Origin of the sequence: Mesorhizobium sp. BR1-1-15 (assembly GCF_020165475.1) — a bacterium.
In the GTDB taxonomy this organism is placed as follows: Bacteria; Pseudomonadota; Alphaproteobacteria; order Rhizobiales; family Rhizobiaceae; genus Mesorhizobium.
Genome location: NZ_JAIUIF010000005.1, coordinates 326,410 through 348,380, shown reverse-complemented (window position 1 = coordinate 348,380; position 21,971 = coordinate 326,410). Strand labels below are relative to the sequence as shown.

Sequence of the window (21,971 nt, the reverse complement as noted above, 5' to 3'; positions counted from 1 at the left end):
TAGGACTCTTACATGACCACGCTTGCCGCCGACCGTGAAATCGAAGCGCTGATGGCGCTTCACCCGAAAGGCTTCGATCTTTCGCTCGACCGCATTTCACGGCTGCTGGAGCGGCTGGGCAATCCTCAGGACTTGCTGCCGCCGGTGATCCATATCGCCGGCACCAACGGCAAGGGCTCTTGCGCCGCCTTCTCGCGGGCGCTTCTGGAAGCGTCCGGCCGGCTCGTGCACGTGCACACCTCGCCGCATCTGGTCAGCTGGCACGAGCGCTACCGGCTGGCGGCCGATGGCGGCGGCAGGCTGGTCGAGGACGATATCTTCGCCGAGGCCATCGCCCGCGTCGCCAAGGCCAATGGCGGCGAGAAGATCACCGTTTTCGAGATCCTCACCGCCGTCACCTTCATCCTGTTTTCGGAGCATCCGGCCGATGCCGCCATCGTCGAGGTCGGTCTCGGCGGCCGCTTCGACGCCACCAATGTCATCGCCAGGCCGGCTGTCTCGGTGATCATGCCGGTGTCGATGGACCACGAAGCCTATCTCGGCGACCGCGTCGAACTGATCGCCGCCGAGAAGGCCGGCATCATCAAGCGCGGCTGCCCGGTGGTCATCGGGGCGCAGGAAACCGAGGCGGCGCAGCAGGTGCTGATCGAAACCGCCGAGCGGCTCGGCTGCCCGACCCTGGTCTATGGACAGGATTTCCTCGCCTTCGAGGAGAACGGCCGCATGGTCTATCAGGACGATGATGGCTTGATGGATCTGCCGCCGCCGCGGCTGCCCGGGCGCCACCAGTTCGCCAACGCGGCCGCCGCGATCGCCGCCGTCAAGGCAGCCGGCTTCGAGATCAGCCACCGTGCCGCCGAGAAGGCGATGACCACTGTCGCCTGGCCGGGGCGGATGCAGAAGCTGTCGCAAGGCAGGCTGACGGAACTGGCGCCGAAGGGCGCCGACATCTGGCTCGACGGCGGCCACAATCCGGGCGCCGGCGTGGTCGTCGCCGAGGCGCTGGCCGAGCAGGAAGAGAAGAACCCCAGGCCGCTTTTTCTCATCTCCGGCATGATCAACACCAAGGACCAGAGCGGCTATTTCCGCGCCTTCAATGGCCTCGCCCGGCACGTCTATACGGTGCCGGTGAGCCTGAGCGACGCCAGCGTGCCGAACGACGAACTGGCGGCCCGCGCCACGGAGGCCGGGCTTACGGCCGAGCCGGTGAGTTCCGTCGCCAGCGCGCTGATGTTGCTGCGCGACACCTGGGACGGCCCGCCGCCGCGAATCCTGATCGGCGGCTCGCTCTATCTGGCTGGCGCGGTGTTGGCGGAGAACGGCACGCCGCCGACGTGACGCTTCCAGTATCTGCGCCTAACTAACCGGTCCAAGCCGCCGCTCAGAAGTCCCAACGCGAGATCATATCAGGCCGGTGGTGCCAGGTCGTTGGTACGGCGAAAATCAAACTTCAGGTCCTGTATGAGCCTGACGGCCTTCTCGGACGATTTCTCCAGATCGATGTCGGTGCCACTGCTTGCGCCAGGTGGGCATAGAATGTGGGCGCGGGTTCGCGACCTGCTTCACGAATCTCGTAGGATTCAAGCGCTCGCTCGACGACATCTGCTATCGAGCGATTTTCGCGACGAGCAAGTCTATGAGCCAGGTCGCGTGCTTTTGCGCTACGGACCGAGAGCTGAGGTTCGGCCATCTCAAACTCCGTTGTTGGAAGACATATATACCGGTTTCCGCTGCGGTATTCGAGGCGAACGCCGCTATTTCAGCTCGATCTCAATGAAGGCATATTCGCCGTCATTGACGCTGATGACGTCGTGCTCGACGCCTTCCCTGCGGAAATAGGGCGCGCCTTTCTTCATTTCGGCGAAGGATTCGCCGTCCTTGGTCAGAAGCTTTACCTTGCCGTCCATCAGCGGCACGACAACATAGTCGTGGCCATGGCGGTGCCAGCCGGTGTTGTCGCCCGGCTGAAAGCGGTATTCCGTGACGATGACGCGCTCATTGTCGATGAAGACGGTGGCCTTGGCGGATCCGGTCATTTTTCCTCTCCCTACATCTGCTGCCAGCAGAAGACATGGAGGCCCCGGACGTCAGGGCCAGAGCGGGCGACCAATGACGCCAACAAAAAGCCCGGCGCGATCGGCCGGGCTTGATGTCAGGAATTTCGGATTGATCAGGCGAGATTACCGTTGATCCAGTGCGACAGCGCGGTCTTGGGCGCGGCGCCAACTTTCACATCGGCTCTTTCGCCGCCCTTGAAGATCATCAGCGTCGGGATCGAGCGCACGCCGAATTCCGCTGCCAGTTCGGGATTCTCGTCGATGTTGAGCTTGGCGATCTTCACCTTGCTGCCGAGCTCATTGGCGATGTCTTCCAGCGCCGGCGCGATCATCTTGCAGGGACCGCACCATTCCGCCCAGAAATCCACCACGACCGGCTCCTTGGCGTCGAGCACAGCGGTCTGGAAATTGTTCTTGTCGACCTTGACGGTAGCCATGCGGAAATCCTTTCGAAATTTTTCGTCGCACCAAATGTGGTGGTTGCCGCGCCCTTCTTCAAGCAGTTCTTGTGTCACGCTCGCGTGAGTCGGGCAAGAGCGTCATCCATGGCCCGAGCCGGCAGTTCGATCAGCCGCGGCGCCTCCGTGAACAGCAAGGCCGCCGTGACTTCGCGGCCGGGATAGAGCGGCCGCAGCAAGGCGCGATAGAGCGCGAGCTGCAGCAGATAGGCGGGCGGAACCTCGCCCAGCGAGGCGGGCGCCGGCCGATTGGTCTTGTAATCGATGATGGATACGCGGTCCGGCGTCACCGCCAACCTGTCGATCTTGCCGGAAATCGAGCGTTTCGTGCCCTTGACGTCGAGGCTGCCCATGACCGCCACTTCGGCGCGCGAAGAGGGTCCGAAAAGCGGCGCGAAACGCGGATCGGCAAGGATCGCCATCACCGAGGCGACCGCCTTTTCGCACTCGCCGGCCGGCCATTGCGCGCCGGCGCGGGCGAGATAGCGTTCGGCTGCGCCCTGGCGTTCGTTTTGCGCCACGCCGGGCAGCATCTGCAGCAGTTTGTGAAGCGCCAGGCCTCGCATGACGGCGAAGCCGGGTTCGGCGTCGCCATCCAGCACCGGCGAGCCGGTGTCGATGACGCTTTCCTTGCCCTCGTCGATCAGGGCGGAGGTTCCGGATGGCGACAGCGGGCGCGGCAGGTCCTCGTATGGGGGCAGCGGCTTGAACAAGATTTCGGGCGGCGGCCCGAAGTCCCGCGTCTGCCTGGCTTCGCTCTCGGCGACCGGTGCAAACGGCGGCAATCCGGTCACCTGGAAGCGATGCACTGAGACGCCGCCGCCGGCCGGATGCGGATACTCGGCACTCTCCGGCGCCCCGACCAGGGCACGGCTGACGAGCGAATGCCAGGTGCCGGCGTTCGGTGCGCGCTTGCCGTGATAACCGCAAACGATCAGCCTGTCCTCGGCCCGGGTCATGCCGACATAGAGCAGCCGCCGGTACTCGTCATCGGCGAGATCGCGCGCCCTGGCCGCGGCAGCCTTCGAAATCCCGTTGGCGACGTCGCTGGTCGAACGCCAGAGAAAGCCCTTGCCGCTCCAGTTCAGCCCGGAACCCTCGAACGGCATCAGGCGCGGCAGGTGCTGATCGCTGAACGGAGCCGAACCGCCATCGACCAGGAAGACGACAGGCGCCTCGAGCCCCTTGGCTGCATGCACGGTCATGATGCGGACCTCGTCGCGGGTCTGGTCCATCTCGCGCTTGATTTCTGGGCCGGCGCTCTCCAGCGTCGACAGGAAGGCTTCCAGCCCGGGCAAGCCGGTCCGCTCCTCGGCAAGGCAGAAACTCAGGAATTCGTCGAGAATGTCCCCGGCTTCCGGCCCGAGCCGCGCAACCATCTTGCGGCGCACGCCACCGCGTGCCAGCAGGCCGGCATAGAATTCGAACACCGGCTTGAAGACGGCCTCGTTGGCCCAGATGTCGAGTTGAGCGGCGACCGCCGCGAGCGCTTCGCTTTGGCTGGCATGCTGGCGCAGGGACCCGGCCAGCGACAGGCCGGATGGTCTTTGCGCGGCCAGTGTGAAAAGCATCTCTTCCGACAGATCGAAGATCGGGCTCCGCAGCACGGCGGCGAGCGACAGATCGTCCTGCGGCTGGATCAGGAAATGGCCGAGCGCGATCAGGTCCTTGACCGCGATGTGGCCGGGCAGGCTCAACCGGTCCGCGCCGGCGACCGGGATGTCACGACGTTTCAGGGCACGCGTCAGTGCATGAACGAAGCGATCGCGCTTGCGCACCAGCACCAGCACGTCGCCAGGGCGCAGCCTCTTGCCGCGGCCTTCGATGACCTCGCCATTGCCGATCCAGCCGGCAATGGTGGCGGCGACGTTTTCGGCAACCCGAACCGCCGGCGCGCGGGCATGGTCGACTGCCTGCGTCCAGTCGTCCGGCTCGTCGACGACATCGGCGCCGATGGATGGCCAGACCTCGACATAGCCCGGTGCATCGGTGCGTATCGCCTTGTGGCTCAGCGGGTCGGGGTCATGGCTGATGCCGCGCCGCACGACCGGATCGGCGAAGACACGGTCGACAGCGGCCAGAACATCGTCGGTCGAGCGGAACGACCAGGTGAGCTTCAGATCGGCGAAGGGCGCATCGGCGTCGCGCACCTTGCTTGCGAACAGGAGCCTGCTGTCGGCGAAGGAATCCGGCGCCGCTCCCTGGAAGGAATAGATCGACTGTTTTTCGTCACCGACAGCGAAGATCGTCCGATGCGCGGTGTCGCGGGCGCCGATGCCGGCGAAGAATTCCTCGGCCAGCCGCTTCACCACCTCCCACTGGTCGGGGCTGGTGTCCTGCGCCTCGTCGAGCAGGATGTGGTCGATGCCCTGGTCGAGCTTGTATTGCACCCACGGGCCGGCATCGGGCCTGGCCAGGAGACTGACGGTGCGGGTGATCAGGTCGTTGAAGTCGAGGAACCCGCGGCCACGCTTCAACTGCTCGTAGCGGGCGATCAGCCAGTCGGCCAGCGTCAGCGCGGCGCGCGTGCCCTCCAGCATCCGGAACAGGGCGAGCCGGTCGACCGTCTCGACGATTGCGGTGGTCGCCGAGAGATAGCGCTCCGCCAGGTCCGGCAGCCGGTCGAGCAGCGCCTTCTTGAAGGCCTTGGCTGGATCGTAGACGTCGCCGTCGGCCTTCAGGAAAGCCCGCGAAAGCAGCTGCAGGCGGCGCACGGGGTCGGTTTCCGCGAAAGCCAGGCGCGCATGAGGCAAGATGTTGTTGAGCACCGTCCTGGCGTCGGCGGCCTCCGCCGCCTGGGCGAAGCCGGCAAAATAATCCGGCAGGAAGCCGGGCAGCGGCCAGATGGCGGCCGCTATGCCTTCGGCGGTCTGGCCGGGGCGGAATTGGAATTCGTCGAACAGCGTCTGGAAGTTCGGGCCGCCTCGATCGATTTCACCGATGAAGGCGCCCAGTTCGTCGCGCTTGCGGACGATCTCACCCAGCAAGGCGTCGAGACCGGCCTCGCCACCGCGCTCGAGCACGGCGGCGAAAGCTTCGGCGAGGTTCGGCCGATCCGCCGCGCTGCCCGAAATCATTTCACGGCGCGCGGCGGCGAACAACGATGCCTCCATCTGCGGGTCGAGCATCTCGAAATGCGCGGGGATGTTGGCTTCCAGCGGGAACTGGTGCAGCACCGATTCGCAGAAGGCATGGATGGTCTGGATCTTCAGCCCGCCGGGCGTTTCCAGCGCCTCGGCAAACAGGCGGCGGGCGCGGCGCATGGTTTCGCGGTCGGGCCGGCGGCCATCGAGCGCCTCGACCCTCACCGCCAATTCGGCATCGCCGAGCGCGGTCCATTCCGACAATGTCGAGAAAACCCGGTTCGACATGTTGGCGGCGGCGGCGCGCGTATAGGTCAGGCACAGTATCTTCGACGGATCGGTGCCGCGAAGCAGGAGCCGGATGACGCGCTGGGCCAGCACATGGGTCTTGCCGGACCCGGCATTGGCCGACACCCAGGCGGAATTCCTCGGATCCGAGGCGCTGGCCTGCCTGGAGGCGGTTTCGCCGGGGATGGGATAGGCTTTCTTCATGCCTCCCCTCCCTCATCGTCCGCATCGCCGCCTGCCGACCATTCGAGCACGCGGGCGAGATGGTCGTAGTCGCCGTCGGTCTCGCCTTCGCGGAACGGCAGTGCCCGCGACAGATAGCCGGCCGCCGGATCGGCATAGTGGATGAGCAATTTCTCCAGCCGCGCCCAGGCCTCCTCGGCGAGGTCCGTGGCGGTGCGTGGCTGCCGGTTGTATTCGAGGATCGATTCCTCGAAAACCTCGCCATTCGGCTTCAGCCTGACGAAAGCCAATTGCGAGGGCTCGCGCGCGCCGAGTTCCTGGAAAGCGCCGCGCCTGAGCAACGCGCCCTCCAGCGCCAGTTGCGGCGACAGCAGCGTGTGCGCCTGGGCCTTGGAAGGCGAGGAGCCGGTCTTGTAGTCCAATATGTCGGCCATGCCGCCATGGAGAAGATCGACCCGGTCGGCATAGCCCGACAGGGTGATCCCGGATTGGCCGACCATGGTCTTGCCCGCTCGCGCCTCGGCGTGGCGCCGGGCCACGGCCCCAGCGCGGCCGCGTTCCCATTCGATGATGCTGGCGGCGAGTTTTTCGAAACGCGGCCACCAGACCGCCTCGACATCGGTGGGAAGTGCTGCCTCGGCGAAGCAGGTCCGGCCGGCGGCGAGCAGGCCGGCCAGCGCATCGGGAGCACGCGGATCGGCCACGCTGCCCGAGAACAGATGCAGGATGGCGTGGAACAGCGTGCCGCGCTCGGCCGCACCCGGGTCGCGGATGACCGGGTCGAGCGGCAGCAGGCCGAGGATGCGCCTGGCATAGATGGCGTAGGGATCGCGACGCAGCGTCTCGATCTCGGTGACCGAGAAATGGGTTGGACGCAGCGCGACCGGCGGTTTCGGCTGCGGGCGCGGCGCGAAGTCCCGCCGCGGGCCGGTATCGAGCGCGCGCGCCCAGGCGATGAGCTCGTCGCCGCGTTCGGCAAGCCTGGCTGCCTGGTCCTTGCCGATATAAGTGAGAATGCGCTGCAGCCAGCGCGAGGGCACGGCGGGCGCGTCACCGGCGCGTGCGGAGCGCGACAGCACCACCTTCGCCGCCCCCATGGCCATCTGGAAATCATGCGCGGCAAGCCCAATGCGCCGTTCGGGCGGCTCCAGGTCGATGCCGGTCTTCATCAGCCGCGACATGAAGCGGTCGCTTTCGGGTTTGCGCGGCCACACGCCTTCGTTCATGCCGCCGATGACCAACGTGTCGACATTCTGCAAGCGGGCTTCCAGCGCCCCCCAGATGGCAACGTTCCTGTCTGTGCCTTGCGCCGGCTTGACCGTCTCGGGCGCGATCAGCGCCGCCATGACGTCTGGCCATTCGTCGGCGGCAAACGAGAGCGGCACGGGCGCCGCGACCAGTCCGCGCAACAGCTCGGCCAGTTTCTCGCCGGCATCGCCGGCATAGAGCGCGCCAAGCCCGCCATCGGCCGCACGGCCGAGATTTTCCAACACCACGACGCTGGCCCCGACCAGCGCCACAAGACCGGCGTCGGCCTGGCCGCGAAAGGCGGCAAGCGGCGCCAGCGCTTCGTTGAGACGTCCGAGCAAATTCCGCGCGCCTTCGATGGCGCGCACGGTCAGCCGGGCAAACCAGAAAGGCCGCCTGCTGTCGGCGCCGAGGTCAATCAGGCGGGCTTCGAACAGGTCCGGCAGCGACGCGATGTCGGGGCGGCCGGTGCCGCCGCGCAGCGCCACCAGCTCGATCAGTTCCGCCGCATGGCGAACGCTCGTCCGGTCCAGGCCAAGGGCAAGCAGGGGATGCTTGAGCAACGACAGCAGGCCGACGGGGTCACCGGGGCGGAACACCGCCTGCAACGCCAGCCCAAGCAGGCCGGCGGCGGGCGTGTTGGAAAGCGGCACACCGCCGGAATCGTCGGCGACGACGCCGAAGCGGGCGAGTTCGACCGAGACGCGGCGCGCCAGCGCCCGGTCGCCGGTAACGAGAGCCGCCTTTTGGCCGGGCTGCTCGACGGCGCGCTTGAGCGCAACGGCGATCGCCACGGCTTCATCGCGCTCGCTGGCCGCTTCCAGCAGGCTCACGCCGGAGAACGCCTGCTCGATGTCGGAGGCGGAAAAGCCGCTGCGCGTCTCGGCCCACAATTCGGTGGTCTCGGCCGGCCGCAGCGCTTCGCCCACGAGGGCGGCGCGAAGCGCGAGTTCATGTCCGGCCGCGCCTATCTCCTCGACATCGCCGCGCAGCACCCCGATGGTGCCGATCAGCTTGGCGAGGCCGTATTGCGGATGGCCGAGCACGGCCGGACGTGCGCCCGGCGCCGTGATGGCCTGGAAGGACGGCTCATCCATCGTCCGGTCGAGGCCTGGCAGCACGATGGCTCCGCCCCCCAAGCGGGCGATGGCGGCCAGCAGCTCTGCCGTGGCGGGGATGGAGCCGGTGGAACCGGCGGCGATAACCGGCCCGGCGGGCGGATTGCGCCGCAACCGCGCCGCTTCCAGCCGGAGCAGGGCGCTGCGATGCGCGGCCGGGTTGGAGAGGTTCCGTTCCCCAAGGAATTTCGGCCAGGCGTCGGTGACGATGCCGAGAAAATCAAGCGTGACCTGCCACCATCCCGCGAGATTGCCGCTCACCAGGTCAGCGAGCCGCGTCCAGTCCGTGCCTTCCGTCTCGATCTCATCCATAAGCCGGGCGAGATCGCGTGCCAGCCAGATCGCATCGGCGGTGGAGGCCGGAATGACGATCTCCTCCTCGAAAAGCGCCGCCACATGCGCCGGCAGCCGGCGTTTCCAGGCACGCACCAACGGCGCCAGCAGCAACAGGCGTTCGGTCGCCGCGATCGGCGGCGCGAGGTCGATGGCCGCCGACGCTTCCGTCTCGAACGCGGCCTCGTCCTCGTCGAACTCGCCGAGCGGCCGGATGACTGGCAGAATCGCCGAACCGCCGCCGCCCCTCGCCGACAGGCTGTCGACGAAGACGCCACGCAAGGCGCGCGCGGCGCGGCGCGTCGGCACATAGATGGTGACATCGGCCAAGGCGAGCGGGTCGCCATCGAAGCGAAAGCCCGGAACAAGACGCCCGGCCAGCAGCGCCTCGGCAAGCGTCGGCAGAAACGGCGCACCGGGCGGAATGGAGAAAACGCGGCCCGGGCCGCTCATTGCAACTCGGCTAGCGCGTCGGCGACCGCCGCTTCCGCGCTCGCAATGGCGTCAGGCGTGCCGACGGTGATCCAATGGCCATGCATCGGCATGCCGGACAGCCGGCCGGCGGCGATCGCCTTGTCGAAGTAGGCGTTAAGCGAATGAGGTTCCGGCAGGGCACCCTTGAAGATGCGCGGATGGACGATCGCCGCCCCGGCATAGATCAGGCCCGCCGGATCGCCCTTGGAACGCCGCAGGGTGCCGTCCGGCGCCACCAGGAAATCGGTGCTGCCGCAGTGTCCGGTCGCCTGATGGAGATCCGCCAGCATCAGCAGAATATCCATTTTCGCGGCGTCCCATGCAAGGGCGAGACGGTTGAGATTGGGCGTTCCTTGGTCGATCCAGAAGGTGTCGGCGTTGAGGATGTAGAAGGGCTGTTGGCCGAGCTCCGGCAGCGCCTTGACGATGCCGCCGGCGGAATCGAGCAACCGCTCGCTCTCGTCCGAAATGACGATCCGCGGCGCATGGCGCGCGCCGAGATGGGCGACGATCTGTTCGGGAAGATAGTGCACGTTGACGACGGCCTTGCCGATGCCGGCCGCGGCGAGACTGTCGAGGCCCCAGTCGAGCAGCGTCTTGCCGGCGATCCTGACCAGCGGCTTGGGGATCGTGTCGGTGATCGGCCGCATGCGCTTGCCGAGCCCTGCGGCAAGCACTATCGCAGTTTTGGGCACGATCGCTGCGTCCGGTATCGATGTCACGGCGTTTGCTCCTCCAGCAGACCGTGAGCGGTATAGAACTCGCGAAGGCCGGCCAAGGCAGGATGAGACAGCGCCCGGCGCAGATAGTCGCGGATACGCGGCAAGTGCTTCAGATAATAGGGCTTGCCGTCGCGTTTTTCGAGCCGGACGAAGATGCCGAGGATCTTGGAATTGCGCTGCGCCGCCATGATCGCATAGGCCTCGATGAATGCCGCCTCGTCAAATGGGCCGGCCGCGTGGCGGGCGGCGACATAGGCATCGAGCGTGCGTTTCTCGATGCCTGGCGGGATGGTGACGCGCGCGTCCATGGCCAGCGAGGCGACGTCGTAAGCGGCGGGGCCGATCAACGCGTCCTGGATATCGACGATACCGAGCCGGTCATGGCCGGAGCGCTCAGCGCGCCAGATGATGTTCGGCGAATGAAAGTCACGCAGCATCAGCGTGTATTGGCTGTCAGCGAGCCGGTCGAGAACCGCGTTCCACTCCTTGTGGTAGCCGACGCGCAAGGCATCGCCCGCCGGAGCGCCCGTCAGCATCGGCACGTACCAATCGACCAGCAGGTCCGCCTCGATCAGCATGGCGTCGCGGTCGAAGGGCGGCACATCGTGAAACACGCCGGGCGCGGCCTCCATCCGGTGGGGCCAGGTCTTGCCATGCATCATGGCGAGCAGTTCGGCCGCCGCCTCATAGCGCCCGGCGACCGGCCTGCCATGCCCGTCCAGGAAACCTTCGGAGCCCAGATGTTCGAGCAGCAGGAATCCCTGGTCGAGATCCTGCGCATGGATTTCGGGAACGCTGACCCCGGCGGCGAGCAGCGCGCGGTCGATGGCGGCGAAGGCTGACACCGACTGGGCGGTGTGGGCGATGACGCCATAGGGCTTGCCGTCGCGCACCGGCGGGCCTAGCACCAGCCGCGGCGAGTTCATCAGCACCCTCGCGGCGTGGCCTGGAAGCGAGACAATTTCGTAGGAGCGGGCAGAGGCATCGCCGATGAAATGGCGGCGGCTGGCCTCGCCCCATCCAGCGCCTTCGAGGAAATCACGCATGGCGAGCGACCGCGCCACCCGATCGTAGGCAGCGCCTTGCCCGGACAGTCTCGCCAATCGGCCATCGCCATGCTGGACGAGTTCGATCAACACGGCGGTCCCAGGCAAATAACCCTCGGCCCGTTCCGGCCATTCGACAAGGGCCGCGCCTTGCGCCAACGCCTCGTCGAAGCCCAGTTCATCGAGCTCGGCTGCCGAGGACAGGCGGTAGAGGTCGAAATGATGGACCGGGATGCGCGTATCGTAGCTTTGCACAAGGGTGAAGGTAGGACTCGGCACGTCGAGACCGGCATCGTCGGCCAAGGCCCTGATCAGCGCCCGCGCCAGCGTCGATTTGCCCGCGCCGAGATCGCCCTTCAGCGCCAGGACGTCGCCGGCGCGCAACGCCAGCGCCAGATCCTCACCCAGCCGCGCTGTCTGTGTTTCGTCGGCGAGTAAACGCTCGAGCATCAATGCGGCCATCGAGTGCGCTACTCGGCCGCGGCGCGGATGCCCGGCATGTCGGGAAAGGTGCAGATGACGGTCGTGCCCTTGTCCTTGCCGGTTTCGATGCGGACGCTGCCGCCATGCAGCTCGACGAAGCTCTTGACGATCGACAGTCCGAGCCCGGCGCCGCGCCGGCGGCCGCCATTGGCGCGCGGCTCGAAGCGGCGGAACACCGAGTCAAGCACGTCGGGCGGCATGCCGGGTCCATCGTCATGGACCGAGAATTCCACCCCGTCCGCCAACTGACGGCAGGCGAGCCGGATGGCGCTGGCCTCCGGCGCGTAGTTGGCGGCGTTGCTGAGCAGGTTGTAGAGGATCTGGCGAATGCGGATTTCGTCACCGTGGAAGGTCTTCGGCGCCGCGGCGGCATCGACCTCGAGCCTGATTGAATGCTCTTCCAGCCGGTCGGCAACCAGCTCGGCGGCGGCGGCGATCGTGCGGTCGACATGGACCTCGGAAATGTCGAGCTGCATGATGCCGGCATCGACCGTGGCCAGGTCGAGTATGTCGTTGACGATGGTCAAAAGCACCGAGGACGACGAGCCGACATGCTCGACATATTCGCGCTGCTTCTGCGTCAGCGGACCGGTGGCCGGCAGCGACAGCAGTTCGGTGAAGCCGATGATGTTGGTCAGCGGCGAGCGCAGTTCGTAGGACACGTGCTGGACGAATTCGTTCTTGAGCTGGTCGGATTTCTCCAGCGCCTCGTTCTTGTCCTTGAGCGCGCGTTCGACACGGACGCTGTCGGTAACGTCGACGAAGGTCATCATCACCTGCCCGTTGGGCAGGGGGATCACGGCGTAGCGCAGCACGGTGCCGTTGTTGAGCTCGGTCTGACCGTGGCGGTCGCGGCGCTCATCGTCGAAGCCGGTGATGGCGGCGACGAAGCCGCCCCACGGGCTGTCGATCGCTTGCAGGTCGCAAAGCTCACGGATTGCGGAAACATGGACATTGGGCCGGGCGGTTTCGGCGTCCAGGCCCCACAAAGTAGCAAATGCCGGGTTCGACAGGCGCAGCCTGCCGTCGGGACCGAACACCGCCACGCCTTCGGCGAGGTTGTCGAGTGTTTCGCCCTGGACCCGCACCGCGGTGCGGTAGCGGCTTTCGAGGTCCATCTTCTCGGTCAGGTTCTCGAACACCCAGGTGACGCCGCCCTTGGGCTGCGGGTTGGCGACGACGCGGATGGTCTTGCCGTCGGGCAGGTGCCACCAATGCTCCTGCGATTCCACCGCGCGGTAGGCGCCGAGCAGGCCTTCCTTCCAGCGACGCCACTCCGGCTGCTCGGCGATCTTGCCCTCGCTGCGCAGCCGATCCAGCAGCAAAGCGTTATCGGGCGCGCTGTGCAGGAAGCCTGCATCGAGGCCCCAGAGCTTCTGGAAAGCCTGGTTGAAGAAGCGCAGCTTCTCGTCGGTGTCGAAGATCGCGACCGCCGTGTTGAGCTGGTCGAGCGTGTCGGCGTGGCTGCGCACGGTGCGCTCATATTCGCTGCGGATGGTTTCGATGGCACTGGTGTCGCAGGCAAGTCCCGCCGAACCGTCGGCGCCGGCGAAATCGGTCACCGCGAAAACGCGGCGGTCGCCTTCGATCACCGTGGAAAGCGTCTGTTCGAAGACCGGGTGCGACTTGTGCTGGGCAGCGATCGCGTCGCGCGCCTGGCCGCCGAGGAATTCCTTGGCGTCGCGGACGGCCATCTCCGCGCTTTCGGCCTCGACCGCTTCGGCATAGGCCCGGTTCACCCATCTCAGGCGGCCGTCCTCGCCGCGCAGCCATGCCGGCATCTTCAGCGCCTCGAGCAGGCCGATCATCGTATCATGATCGGCGGCCAGCCGCTGGTTTTCGATCTTCAGCCGGGCCTGGCTGCGTTGCGTCTCGGAAAGGGAAACGAACCGCACCAGCACATGCGCCGCGCTCTTGCGGCCATGCACTTCCAGCGGAGCGCCGGTCTGCGTTTCGATGACGAGGTCGAAGGACACGGCTCTTTCGCGCAGCCCCGCGACGGCATGCTCGAGTGCCGCAGCCGAGCGCGGCATCAGCCAGCGGCCGAAGGCAAGGAAGGCGGCCCGCTCCTCGGGCGCGCCGCTTTCGACCGGCAGCGTGCCGATGAGCTCGGGTTTCTTGTTCTCCGAGGCCCAGACGACGACACGCTGGTCGCGCAAGTTGAGCAGCGACTCCGAACGGCGCAGCGCCGCGTTGATGTCCGCGATGCGGCTCCTGAGCTCGACATTTTCGGCCGAGGTGCGCGCTCTCTCCCGGATCAGAACGATGGCCGACAGGAATGCCGCTCCCATCACTCCGACAAAGACGGCAAGCTGCACGACCTCGACCGTGCTCACCGATAGGCTTGCGGCCTCCGCACCAGCAGCCTGGGCGTGGGCCACCGTGCCGGCCAAAGGCCAGCCAAGTGCGGAGCCGGCAAGGAAAAGTCCGGCGCGCGCGCGCCATGAAGGGCGCCCGCCTCGCGTGGCGGTGCCGGTAATCCTCGAATCGTCATGGCCGCCGGAAACGGCCCGTCCCGCGCAAAGCGGGTTATCCCCCGGCATGTCTTGGTCCTCTTCGCCGCCTGAATGCAAGACCGCCCTGATGCGTACGCCGGTCCTCGTCCCCGGACCGCGAATCACAACAATAGCGCCTGCTGGAATCGGCGTGAAGAATCATTCGGCGCAAAAATAAAGCCGGGCGAAAAGTCAATCGCCCGGCGTCAATATCTGGTAGTAAATTCAGCTTTGGTTAATAGCGGTAGTGTTCCGGCTTGAACGGACCCTGCGGGGTCACGCCGATATAGGCTGCCTGTTCGCCCGATAGTTCGGTCAGGCGAGCGCCGAGCTTGTCGAGATGCAGGCGCGCGACCTTCTCGTCGAGATGCTTGGGCAGCACGTAGACCTGGTTCTGGTACTGCTCGCCCTTGGTGAACAGCTCGATCTGCGCCAGCACCTGGTTGGTGAAGGACGCCGACATGACGAAGCTCGGATGGCCGGTGGCGTTGCCGAGGTTGAGCAGGCGGCCTTCCGACAGCAAGATCATGCGCTTGCCATCGGGGAAGGTGATCATGTCGACCTGAGGCTTGACGTTGGTCCATTTCAGGTTGCGCAGCGATGCCACCTGGATCTCGTTGTCGAAGTGACCGATGTTGCCGACGATCACCATGTCCTTCATCGAACGCATGTGGTCGAGGGTGACGACATCCTTGTTGCCGGTGGTGGTGATGACGATGTCGGCGGTGGGTGCGGCATCTTCGAGCGTGACGACCTCGAAGCCGTCCATCGCCGCCTGCAGGGCGCAGATCGGATCGACCTCGGTGACCTTGACGCGGGCGCCGGCGCCCTTCAGCGAGGCGGACGAGCCCTTGCCGACGTCGCCATAGCCGCAGACGACGGCGACCTTGCCGGCCATCATGGTGTCGGTGCCGCGGCGGATGCCGTCGACCAGCGATTCCTTGCAGCCATATTTATTGTCGAATTTCGACTTGGTGACGGAGTCGTTGACATTGATGGCCGGGAAAGGCAGCAAGCCCTTCTTCTGCAGCTGGTAGAGCCTGTTGACGCCGGTGGTCGTCTCTTCGGTGACGCCCCGGATCGCTTCCTTCTGCTTGGTGAAGAAGCCGGGCGAAGCCTTCATGCGCTTCTTGACTTGGGCATAGAAATATTCCTCCTCCTCGCTGTGCGGATTGGACAGCACGTCCTCGCCGGCCTCGGCGCGCGCGCCGATCAGGATGTACATGGTGGCGTCGCCGCCATCATCGAGGATCATGTTGGAGGTGCCGCCGTCGGCCCACTGGAAAATCCTGTCGGTGTAGTCCCAGTACTGCTCAAGCGTCTCGCCCTTGACGGCGAAGACCGGGATGCCGGCCTCGGCGATGGCAGCAGCCGCATGGTCCTGGGTCGAGAAGATGTTGCAGGAAGCCCAGCGTATATCGGCACCGAGCGCCTTCAGCGTCTCGATCAACACCGCGGTCTGGATGGTCATGTGCAGCGAGCCGGTGATGCGCGCGCCCTTGAGCGGCTTCTTGGAGCCGAATTCCTCGCGGCAGGCCATCAGGCCCGGCATTTCGGTTTCGGCGATCTCGATTTCCTTGCGGCCCCAGCCGGCAAGCGAGATGTCGGCGACCACATAGTCCTTGCTACCCGTCATGGCAGTGCTCCGATGCGAATTGTTACGCTGTTGAATTGGTTGCGGATGCGCCCGCGCCGGCAGGCGCGTCGAAGGGCGCGAATTGCCCGCCTGACTAGCAGATCGGCGTCAAGACGACAATGGGACATAAAGAAATCTTTATCCCTGCATGTCTTCCATGCGAAGGTAAGGGATCAGCATTCCTCGCCGAAGCGGGACGCCACCAGCTGCTCCAGCGCATTCATGACCTCAAGCGCTTCGGGACCGCTGGCGGTGACGCGAATCGAATAACCCGGACTTGCAGCCAGCATCATCAGACCCATGATCGAGGTGCCGCCGACCTTGACGCCGTCCTTCTCGACATGGACCGACGCGTTGTAGCCGCTGGCGAGCTGTACGAACTTGGCCGAGGCGCGCGCGTGCAGGCCGCGCTGGTTGACGATCGGAAATTCGCGGACGATCTGGTCCTTTTCCGACGACATCGTGCTCATTTGCTGCTCAGGAGCTGGCTGGCGACATTGATGTATTTGCGCCCCGCCGCCTGCGCCTCGTCGAGGGCCGCCGCCATGTTGTCGCCCTTGCGAATCGAGGAGAGCTTGATCAGCATCGGCAAATTCATGCCGGCGATCACCTCGGTGCGGCCGGACTCCATCACGGAAATGGCAAGGTTCGAAGGCGTGCCGCCGAACATGTCGGTCAACACGATCACGCCCGCCCCGGTGTCGACACGGGCAACGGCGTCGACGATGTCGCGCCGGCGCTGCTCCATATCGTCGTCAGCCCCGATCGCCACGGTTTCGAAATTGTCTTGTGGCCCGACGACATGTTCCACGGCATGTCGGAACTCGGTGGCCAGTTGACCGTGCGTTACAAGCACGAGTCCGATCATTCTTTGGTGGCTCCCGTCATCGCCGCTTCACAGGCGCATTTTATGCTCGCCAGCCATTCCAGGCGGCGGGAGCGCTATCTTGTCGACGCGCGGCTCGTTGACAAGCCCAAAATTGCGCCGGCCCATGCCATTTTGACGCATTGCAGCAAAAAACCCGGTCGCATCATAGAAAAGGCGCGATCGACAGATGCGCCATCACGGCGGGCAAGGCAGCGGCAATATTGCGTTCCGCAACGTCAATCCGCGGCACCAGGCAGCCGGCGATGGTGTCGTCGGCATCCTCCTGAAAGCGTGCTACTTCGCCGGCCGGCAAAAGCCTGACATGCAGATCGATGACGGCACCCGCTTCAAACGGCACGGATCGCGGACCAAGCCCGGGCACCTCGACCAGGCCCTCGATCGCGGCGGGCGCGCGGCACACCAGCCGTCCCGCATGTGCCATGACGAAAAGCTGGTCGTCGCCGACGAGCCGTGAGAACAAGCCTCGCGGGTGGCAATGGTCAATGAGCGCCAGCGCCAGCGTCGTCTTGCCCGAACCGGATGCGCCGCTGACGAGAACGCCGCGCTCGCCGATCAGGATGGCCGTTGCGTGGATGTTTTCAGGCTGCATGAGCGTGCCCGCTTGTGTATTTCGGAAATCCTGATCCAACGCCGTCATCCCGAGGATCTGCAGGCCTTCCAATAGTGTTCGCACCATAGCCACGCTGTGCGGCGGGTCCTCGAGACAAGCCCGAGGATGACGGCCGTAAGGCCGCGATATCCGGGATCATTTTTGCATGAGGCATGATCTGATCCGAAAACCGGTTCCCACTTTTCGGGATCATGCTTCGGCCGGCAGCGTAACCACGAAGCGGGCGCCCTTGATCTCGCCTGGCTTGGTGCCGGGGATGTTCTCGGCGGTCAGCGTGCCGCCATGGGCCTCGACGATCTGCCTGGATATCGACAGGCCAAGGCCTGAATTCTGGCCGAACGCCTCGCCGGCGGGCCGGTCGGTGTAGAAGCGTTCGAAGATGCGATCGATGTTGTCGGCGCGGATGCCGGGACCATTGTCATCGACGGTGAGGATGTTGAACTTGCCGGTGCGCGCCAGCGACAGGATGATGTGGCCGCGCTCCTCTGGCACGAAGGAGCGGGCGTTCTCGATCAGGTTGGTGATGACCTGGCCGATGCGCAGGTCGTGGCCGACGACGAAATAGCCCTTGACGCCCTGCGGCAGCTTGGCGACCCTGAGCTCGATCTCGACCGCCTTCTTGTTGCGCGTCGTTTCACGCGAGACGGCGACGAGGTCGGTGATGAACTTCTTCAGGTCCACGGTCCCCGCGTCATCCCGCGCCAGCTCGGCGTCGAGACGGGAGGCATCCGAAATGTCGGTGATGAGACGGTCCAGCCGCCTGACGTCGTGCTGGATGATCTCCATCAGCCGGCTGCGCGAATTGTCGTTCTTGGCCAGCGGCAAGGTCTCCACCGCGCTGCGCAGCGAGGTCAGCGGGTTCTTCAATTCATGGGAAACATCGGCGGCGAAGCTCTCGATCGCCTCGATGCGCGCATAGAGCGCGTTCGTCATGTCGCGCACGGCAATCGACAGATTGCCGATCTCGTCCTGACGGTCGGAGAAATCAGGAATTTCCTCGCGGCTCTTGACGCCGCGCCGTACCCGCACGGCCGCCGCCGACAGCCGGCGCAGCGGATTGGCGATGGTGGAGGCCAGAAGCATCGACAGGATGGCGGTGACGAGCGCCGCGATGCCAAAGACGCGCAGGATCGCCTTGCGTTCGGCGGCGACGATCTTGTCGATGTCGCCGCCTTCGGTCGACAGCATCAACACGCCGAGAACGGCGCGGAAGCGCTGGATCGGCACCGCGACGGAAACGATCTGCTCGCCCTGTTCGCTGATCCGGACGATGGTCGACGGGCTGCCGGTCAGCGCCTTGACCACTTCCGGGAAGGCGGCGCCATTGCCGCCCGGCTGCTCGTGATAGACCGGCAGATCGGTGTTGCGGAAGAAGTCGAAGATGAACTTCTGGATGCGTTCGACAAGGTCGGGCTCTTCCTCGTCGACCGGCGGCAGATCGTACCGAAGGATCTGCCCGCGCGAATAGAGATGGCGCGAATCGAGCAGCAAATTGGCGTCGCGGTCGTAGATGCGGGCGCGGGTGCGGGTCGGCGAGATCAGCCGGCGCAGCACCGGGGCGACGCGCTCGGGATTGATCGGGAAATCCAGATTGTCGAGCTGGTCGGAGCCCGGTCCCAGGCTTTCGCCGGCCTGCAGCTCAAGCAGCTTTTCCGGATCGATGCTGATCGAATCGGTCTCGACCGTCGCCGAGGCGGCGATCGCGCCGGCGATGATCTCGCCCTGGGTCATCAGGCTTTCGACGCGGGCGTCGATCAGCCCGTCGCGGAAGGTGTTGAGATAGAGAATGCCGGTGACCAGGACTGCGAGGCCGGCGAGATTGAGGAAGAGGATACGCCGCGTCAGGCTGGAAAAGATGTGATGGCCGAGGAAGCGGCGCATGGGCACGGTGAGCTTCGACAGGAACGCGGGCATGATGCGCGCCGGCCGCCTTGCAACGCCCGCCGATCTGCTCCGCTGTGCTTCCACTGCCATCGAACAGCAGTTCCCTGCTTAGTATTAGTGAGTAGCGGGTAGCGAATAGAGAAATGGTTGGCTGAGATCGCGGCGATGCACGGGTGGCCGCTCGCACCATTCAAAACTGACTACCGACTATTCTCTATTGCCTACCCGCCTATTCACGCCTCGCGGAACCGGTATCCGACTCCGTAAAGGGTTTCGATCATCTCGAAGTCGTCGTCGACGGCCTTGAACTTCTTGCGCAGCCGCTTGATGTGGCTGTCGATGGTACGGTCGTCAACATAGACCTGCTCATCATAAGCCGAATCCATCAGCGCATCACGACTTTTTACGACGCCGGGGCGCTGTGCCAGCGAATGCAGGATCAGGAATTCGGTGACGGTGAGCGTCACCGGTTCGCCTTTCCAGGTGCAGGTGTGGCGTTCCTGGTCCATGACGAGCTGGCCGCGCTCGAGCGAGCGCGCCTGCTGGCTGGGCGCTTTTGCCGCGGCCTCACGGGCGCTGGCACGACGCAACACCGCGCGCACCCGCTCGACCAGCAAACGCTGCGAGAAGGGTTTGCGGATGAAGTCGTCGGCGCCCATCTTGAGGCCGAACAGCTCGTCGATCTCGTCGTCCTTGGAGGTCAGGAAGATGACCGGCAGGTCGGATTTCTGGCGCATCCGGCGCAAGAGTTCCATGCCGTCCATGCGCGGCATCTTGATGTCGAGGATGGCGAGATTCGGCGGGCGCGCCGCCAGGCCTTCCAGCGCGGACGCACCATCCGTGTAGGTTTCGACGCGATAGCCTTCCGATTCGAGGGCGATCGACACCGAGGTCAGAATGTTGCGGTCGTCATCGACAAGCGCGATTGTTGCCATTTCAAGCGGCTCCCTCATGAGCTGTCCCTTCTTTGGTAGAGAAGGGGCTTTTGCAGGACAAATTAGGTACAAAATGTGGCATAGGCCTTCGCCGCTGTCACGGGCGGCATGCCGGCGGCCACGATCGCACCTCGATATGGATTGGACGAACCAGCGCCGCCAATCCTTTGGGCAACCACGAAACTTTTTGCACATATAAACGATTTAAACAACTTTCAAAATATTTAAATCGATTAATGATTTGATATCATTCGACTTTTCTGGTTCTGACCATCTAAGCTCGCGTAGTGGGCGTGCCGGAAGGCGCCGGCAAAGATGCGGCAAATCGGAGAAGGGTCACCCATGTCGGAAGTCGGCAAACGCAATCCTGCCTGCGCGATCGATCGTATCGGTCTCAGAACCTCTGGCCTGGTGCGCTACAATTTCGGGGCGGCCGCCCTCTACGAGGAATCGATCAGGCGCGGCGAAGCGCGGCTGACAGCGCACGGCGCGCTGGTCGCCGAAACAGGCCAGCACACCGGCCGTTCGCCCAAGGACAAGTTCGTCGTCCGAGACGGCGCCACCGAGAATGACATCTGGTGGGACAACAACAAGGCGATCTCGCCGGACCAGTTCGAGACGCTGTTCGAAGAGTTCCGGGCGCACGCCGCGGACAAGGATCTCTACGTGCAGGACCTGGTGGGCGGCGCAGACCATGAGCTGAAGCTGCCCACCAGAGTCATCACCGAGTTTGCCTGGCATTCGCTGTTCATCCGTAACCTGCTGATCCGTCCGGAAGCCGCGGAGCTCGACCATTTCGTGCCCGAGATGACGATCATCGACCTGCCCTCCTTCCGCGCCGACCCCGCCCGCCACGGCACCCGCACTGAAACCGTGATCGCCGTCGACCTCACCCGCAAGATCGTCCTGATCGGCGGCACTTCCTATGCCGGCGAGATGAAGAAATCGGTGTTCACAATGCTGAACTACCTGCTGCCGGCCAAGGGCGTGATGCCGATGCACTGCTCGGCCAATGAGGGCCCTGGCGGCGACGCCGCGATTTTCTTCGGCCTGTCGGGCACCGGCAAGACGACGCTGTCGGCCGATCCGTCGCGCACGCTGATCGGCGACGACGAGCACGGCTGGGGGCCGCACGGCATCTTCAATTTCGAAGGCGGCTGCTATGCCAAGACCATCAAGCTGTCGGCGGAAGCGGAGCCTGAGATTTTCGCCACCACGCAGCGCTTCGGCACGGTGCTGGAGAACGTCGTTCTCGACGCCCATGGCGTGCCGGATTTCGACGACGGCCGGCTCACCGAGAACACGCGCTGCGCCTATCCGCTCGACTTCATACCCAATGCCAGCAAGACGGGGCGCGCCGGCCATCCCCGGAACATCATCATGCTGACCGCCGACGCTTTCGGCGTGATGCCGCCGATCGCACGACTGACCCCGGCGCAGGCGATGTATCATTTCCTGTCCGGCTACACGGCCAAGGTGGCCGGAACGGAGAAGGGCGTGACCGAGCCCGAAGCGACGTTCTCGACCTGTTTCGGCGCGCCGTTCATGCCGCGCCATCCCTCGGAATATGGCAATCTGCTGCGCGAGCTGATCGCGCAGCACGGTGCCGATTGCTGGCTGGTCAGCACCGGCTGGACTGGCGGCGCCTACGGCACAGGCAGGCGGATGCCGATCAAAGCGACGCGCGCGCTGCTTGCCGCGGCACTCGACGGCTCTCTGAAGACGACCGGTTTCCGTACCGACGCCAATTTCGGTTTCGAGGTGCCGGTGGCGGTGCCGGGCGTCGACGCCGCCATCCTCGACCCGCGATCAACCTGGGCCGACAAATCCGCTTATGACCGGCAAGCGGCAAGGCTGGTCGGCATGTTCGCCGTCAATTTCGAGAAGTTCGAAAACCATGTCGACGCCTCCGTCCTCGGCGCGGCGCCGCACATGCGGGAAGCGGCGGAATAATCGCCCGCCAGGCTCAGCCATCCTCGCAAGGCCCGGTCCCGATCGGGCCTTTTCTTTTTTCGTGCGCCGCGCCATG

At 65.1% G+C, this 21,971-nt stretch carries 15 protein-coding genes and 1 pseudogene; 2 read left to right on the top strand and 14 right to left on the bottom strand.

Features of this window, described 5'->3' with window-relative positions:
- Window positions 1-12: 12 nt before the first annotated feature.
- Window positions 13-1,338: a bifunctional folylpolyglutamate synthase/dihydrofolate synthase gene (locus LB541_RS12430; protein WP_140554556.1), complete on the top strand. Its 1,326-nt coding sequence runs from the start codon at window positions 13-15 to the stop codon at window positions 1,336-1,338.
- Window positions 1,339-1,443: 105 nt separating this feature from the next.
- Here LB541_RS12430 and LB541_RS12425 read toward each other — a convergent pair.
- From LB541_RS12425 to LB541_RS12360, 14 genes and pseudogenes are all read right to left on the bottom strand, one after another.
- Window positions 1,444-1,690 (bottom strand): annotated as a pseudogene (locus LB541_RS12425) (type II toxin-antitoxin system VapB family antitoxin).
- A gap of 64 nt (window positions 1,691-1,754) precedes the next feature.
- A complete protein-coding gene (locus LB541_RS12420; protein WP_140818930.1) occupies window positions 1,755-2,036 on the bottom strand; it encodes a cupin domain-containing protein in 282 nt (93 codons plus the stop codon).
- Window positions 2,037-2,170: 134 nt separating this feature from the next.
- Complete coding sequence (trxA, locus tag LB541_RS12415; RefSeq protein ID WP_404928036.1) at window positions 2,171-2,530, bottom strand: thioredoxin; 360 nt, start codon at window positions 2,528-2,530, stop codon at window positions 2,171-2,173.
- A gap of 38 nt (window positions 2,531-2,568) precedes the next feature.
- Window positions 2,569-6,090 (bottom strand): double-strand break repair helicase AddA, encoded by a 3,522-nt coding sequence (gene addA / locus LB541_RS12410; protein WP_224618518.1) that lies wholly within the window; start codon window positions 6,088-6,090, stop codon window positions 2,569-2,571.
- Window positions 6,087-9,221 carry a double-strand break repair protein AddB gene (gene addB, locus LB541_RS12405; protein ID WP_224618516.1) on the bottom strand — a complete coding sequence of 1,045 codons (3,135 nt, stop codon included), beginning with the start codon at window positions 9,219-9,221 and terminating at the stop codon, window positions 6,087-6,089. The genes addA and addB overlap by 4 nt, the downstream gene beginning before the upstream one ends.
- Window positions 9,218-9,964, bottom strand: a complete 747-nt coding sequence (locus LB541_RS12400) for a nucleotidyltransferase family protein (protein ID WP_318012607.1) — start codon at window positions 9,962-9,964, stop codon at window positions 9,218-9,220. Before LB541_RS12400 ends, addB begins: the two co-directional genes overlap by 4 nt.
- Complete coding sequence (gene tsaE, locus LB541_RS12395; protein WP_140583008.1) at window positions 9,961-11,472, bottom strand: tRNA (adenosine(37)-N6)-threonylcarbamoyltransferase complex ATPase subunit type 1 TsaE; 1,512 nt, start codon at window positions 11,470-11,472, stop codon at window positions 9,961-9,963. Before tsaE ends, LB541_RS12400 begins: the two co-directional genes overlap by 4 nt.
- Before the next feature lie 8 nt (window positions 11,473-11,480).
- Entirely contained in the window at window positions 11,481-14,036 is a 2,556-nt protein-coding gene (locus LB541_RS12390; RefSeq protein ID WP_140671640.1) for a sensor histidine kinase, read from the bottom strand.
- A 187-nt stretch (window positions 14,037-14,223) separates the two neighbouring features.
- Window positions 14,224-15,624: an adenosylhomocysteinase gene (ahcY, locus tag LB541_RS12385; protein WP_140517752.1), complete on the bottom strand. Its 1,401-nt coding sequence runs from the start codon at window positions 15,622-15,624 to the stop codon at window positions 14,224-14,226.
- A gap of 173 nt (window positions 15,625-15,797) precedes the next feature.
- Window positions 15,798-16,094, bottom strand: coding sequence for an HPr family phosphocarrier protein (locus LB541_RS12380; protein ID WP_140491179.1), 297 nt, complete (start codon window positions 16,092-16,094; stop codon window positions 15,798-15,800).
- On the bottom strand, window positions 16,091-16,492 hold the full coding sequence (locus LB541_RS12375) for a PTS sugar transporter subunit IIA (protein ID WP_010912939.1): 402 nt from the start codon (window positions 16,490-16,492) through the stop codon (window positions 16,091-16,093). Before LB541_RS12375 ends, LB541_RS12380 begins: the two co-directional genes overlap by 4 nt.
- A 163-nt stretch (window positions 16,493-16,655) precedes the next feature.
- A complete protein-coding gene (locus LB541_RS12370; RefSeq protein WP_140524428.1) occupies window positions 16,656-17,102 on the bottom strand; it encodes an HPr kinase/phosphorylase in 447 nt (148 codons plus the stop codon).
- A 210-nt stretch (window positions 17,103-17,312) separates the two neighbouring features.
- Window positions 17,313-19,097 carry a sensor histidine kinase gene (locus tag LB541_RS12365; RefSeq protein ID WP_140491185.1) on the bottom strand — a complete coding sequence of 595 codons (1,785 nt, stop codon included), beginning with the start codon at window positions 19,095-19,097 and terminating at the stop codon, window positions 17,313-17,315.
- A 143-nt stretch (window positions 19,098-19,240) separates the two neighbouring features.
- Window positions 19,241-19,942 carry a response regulator transcription factor gene (locus LB541_RS12360; protein WP_010912942.1) on the bottom strand — a complete coding sequence of 234 codons (702 nt, stop codon included), beginning with the start codon at window positions 19,940-19,942 and terminating at the stop codon, window positions 19,241-19,243.
- A gap of 342 nt (window positions 19,943-20,284) precedes the next feature.
- On the opposite strand from LB541_RS12360, the gene LB541_RS12355 reads away from it, so the two are divergent.
- Complete coding sequence (locus tag LB541_RS12355; protein WP_140658364.1) at window positions 20,285-21,895, top strand: phosphoenolpyruvate carboxykinase; 1,611 nt, start codon at window positions 20,285-20,287, stop codon at window positions 21,893-21,895.
- The last annotated feature ends 76 nt before the right edge of the window (window positions 21,896-21,971 follow it).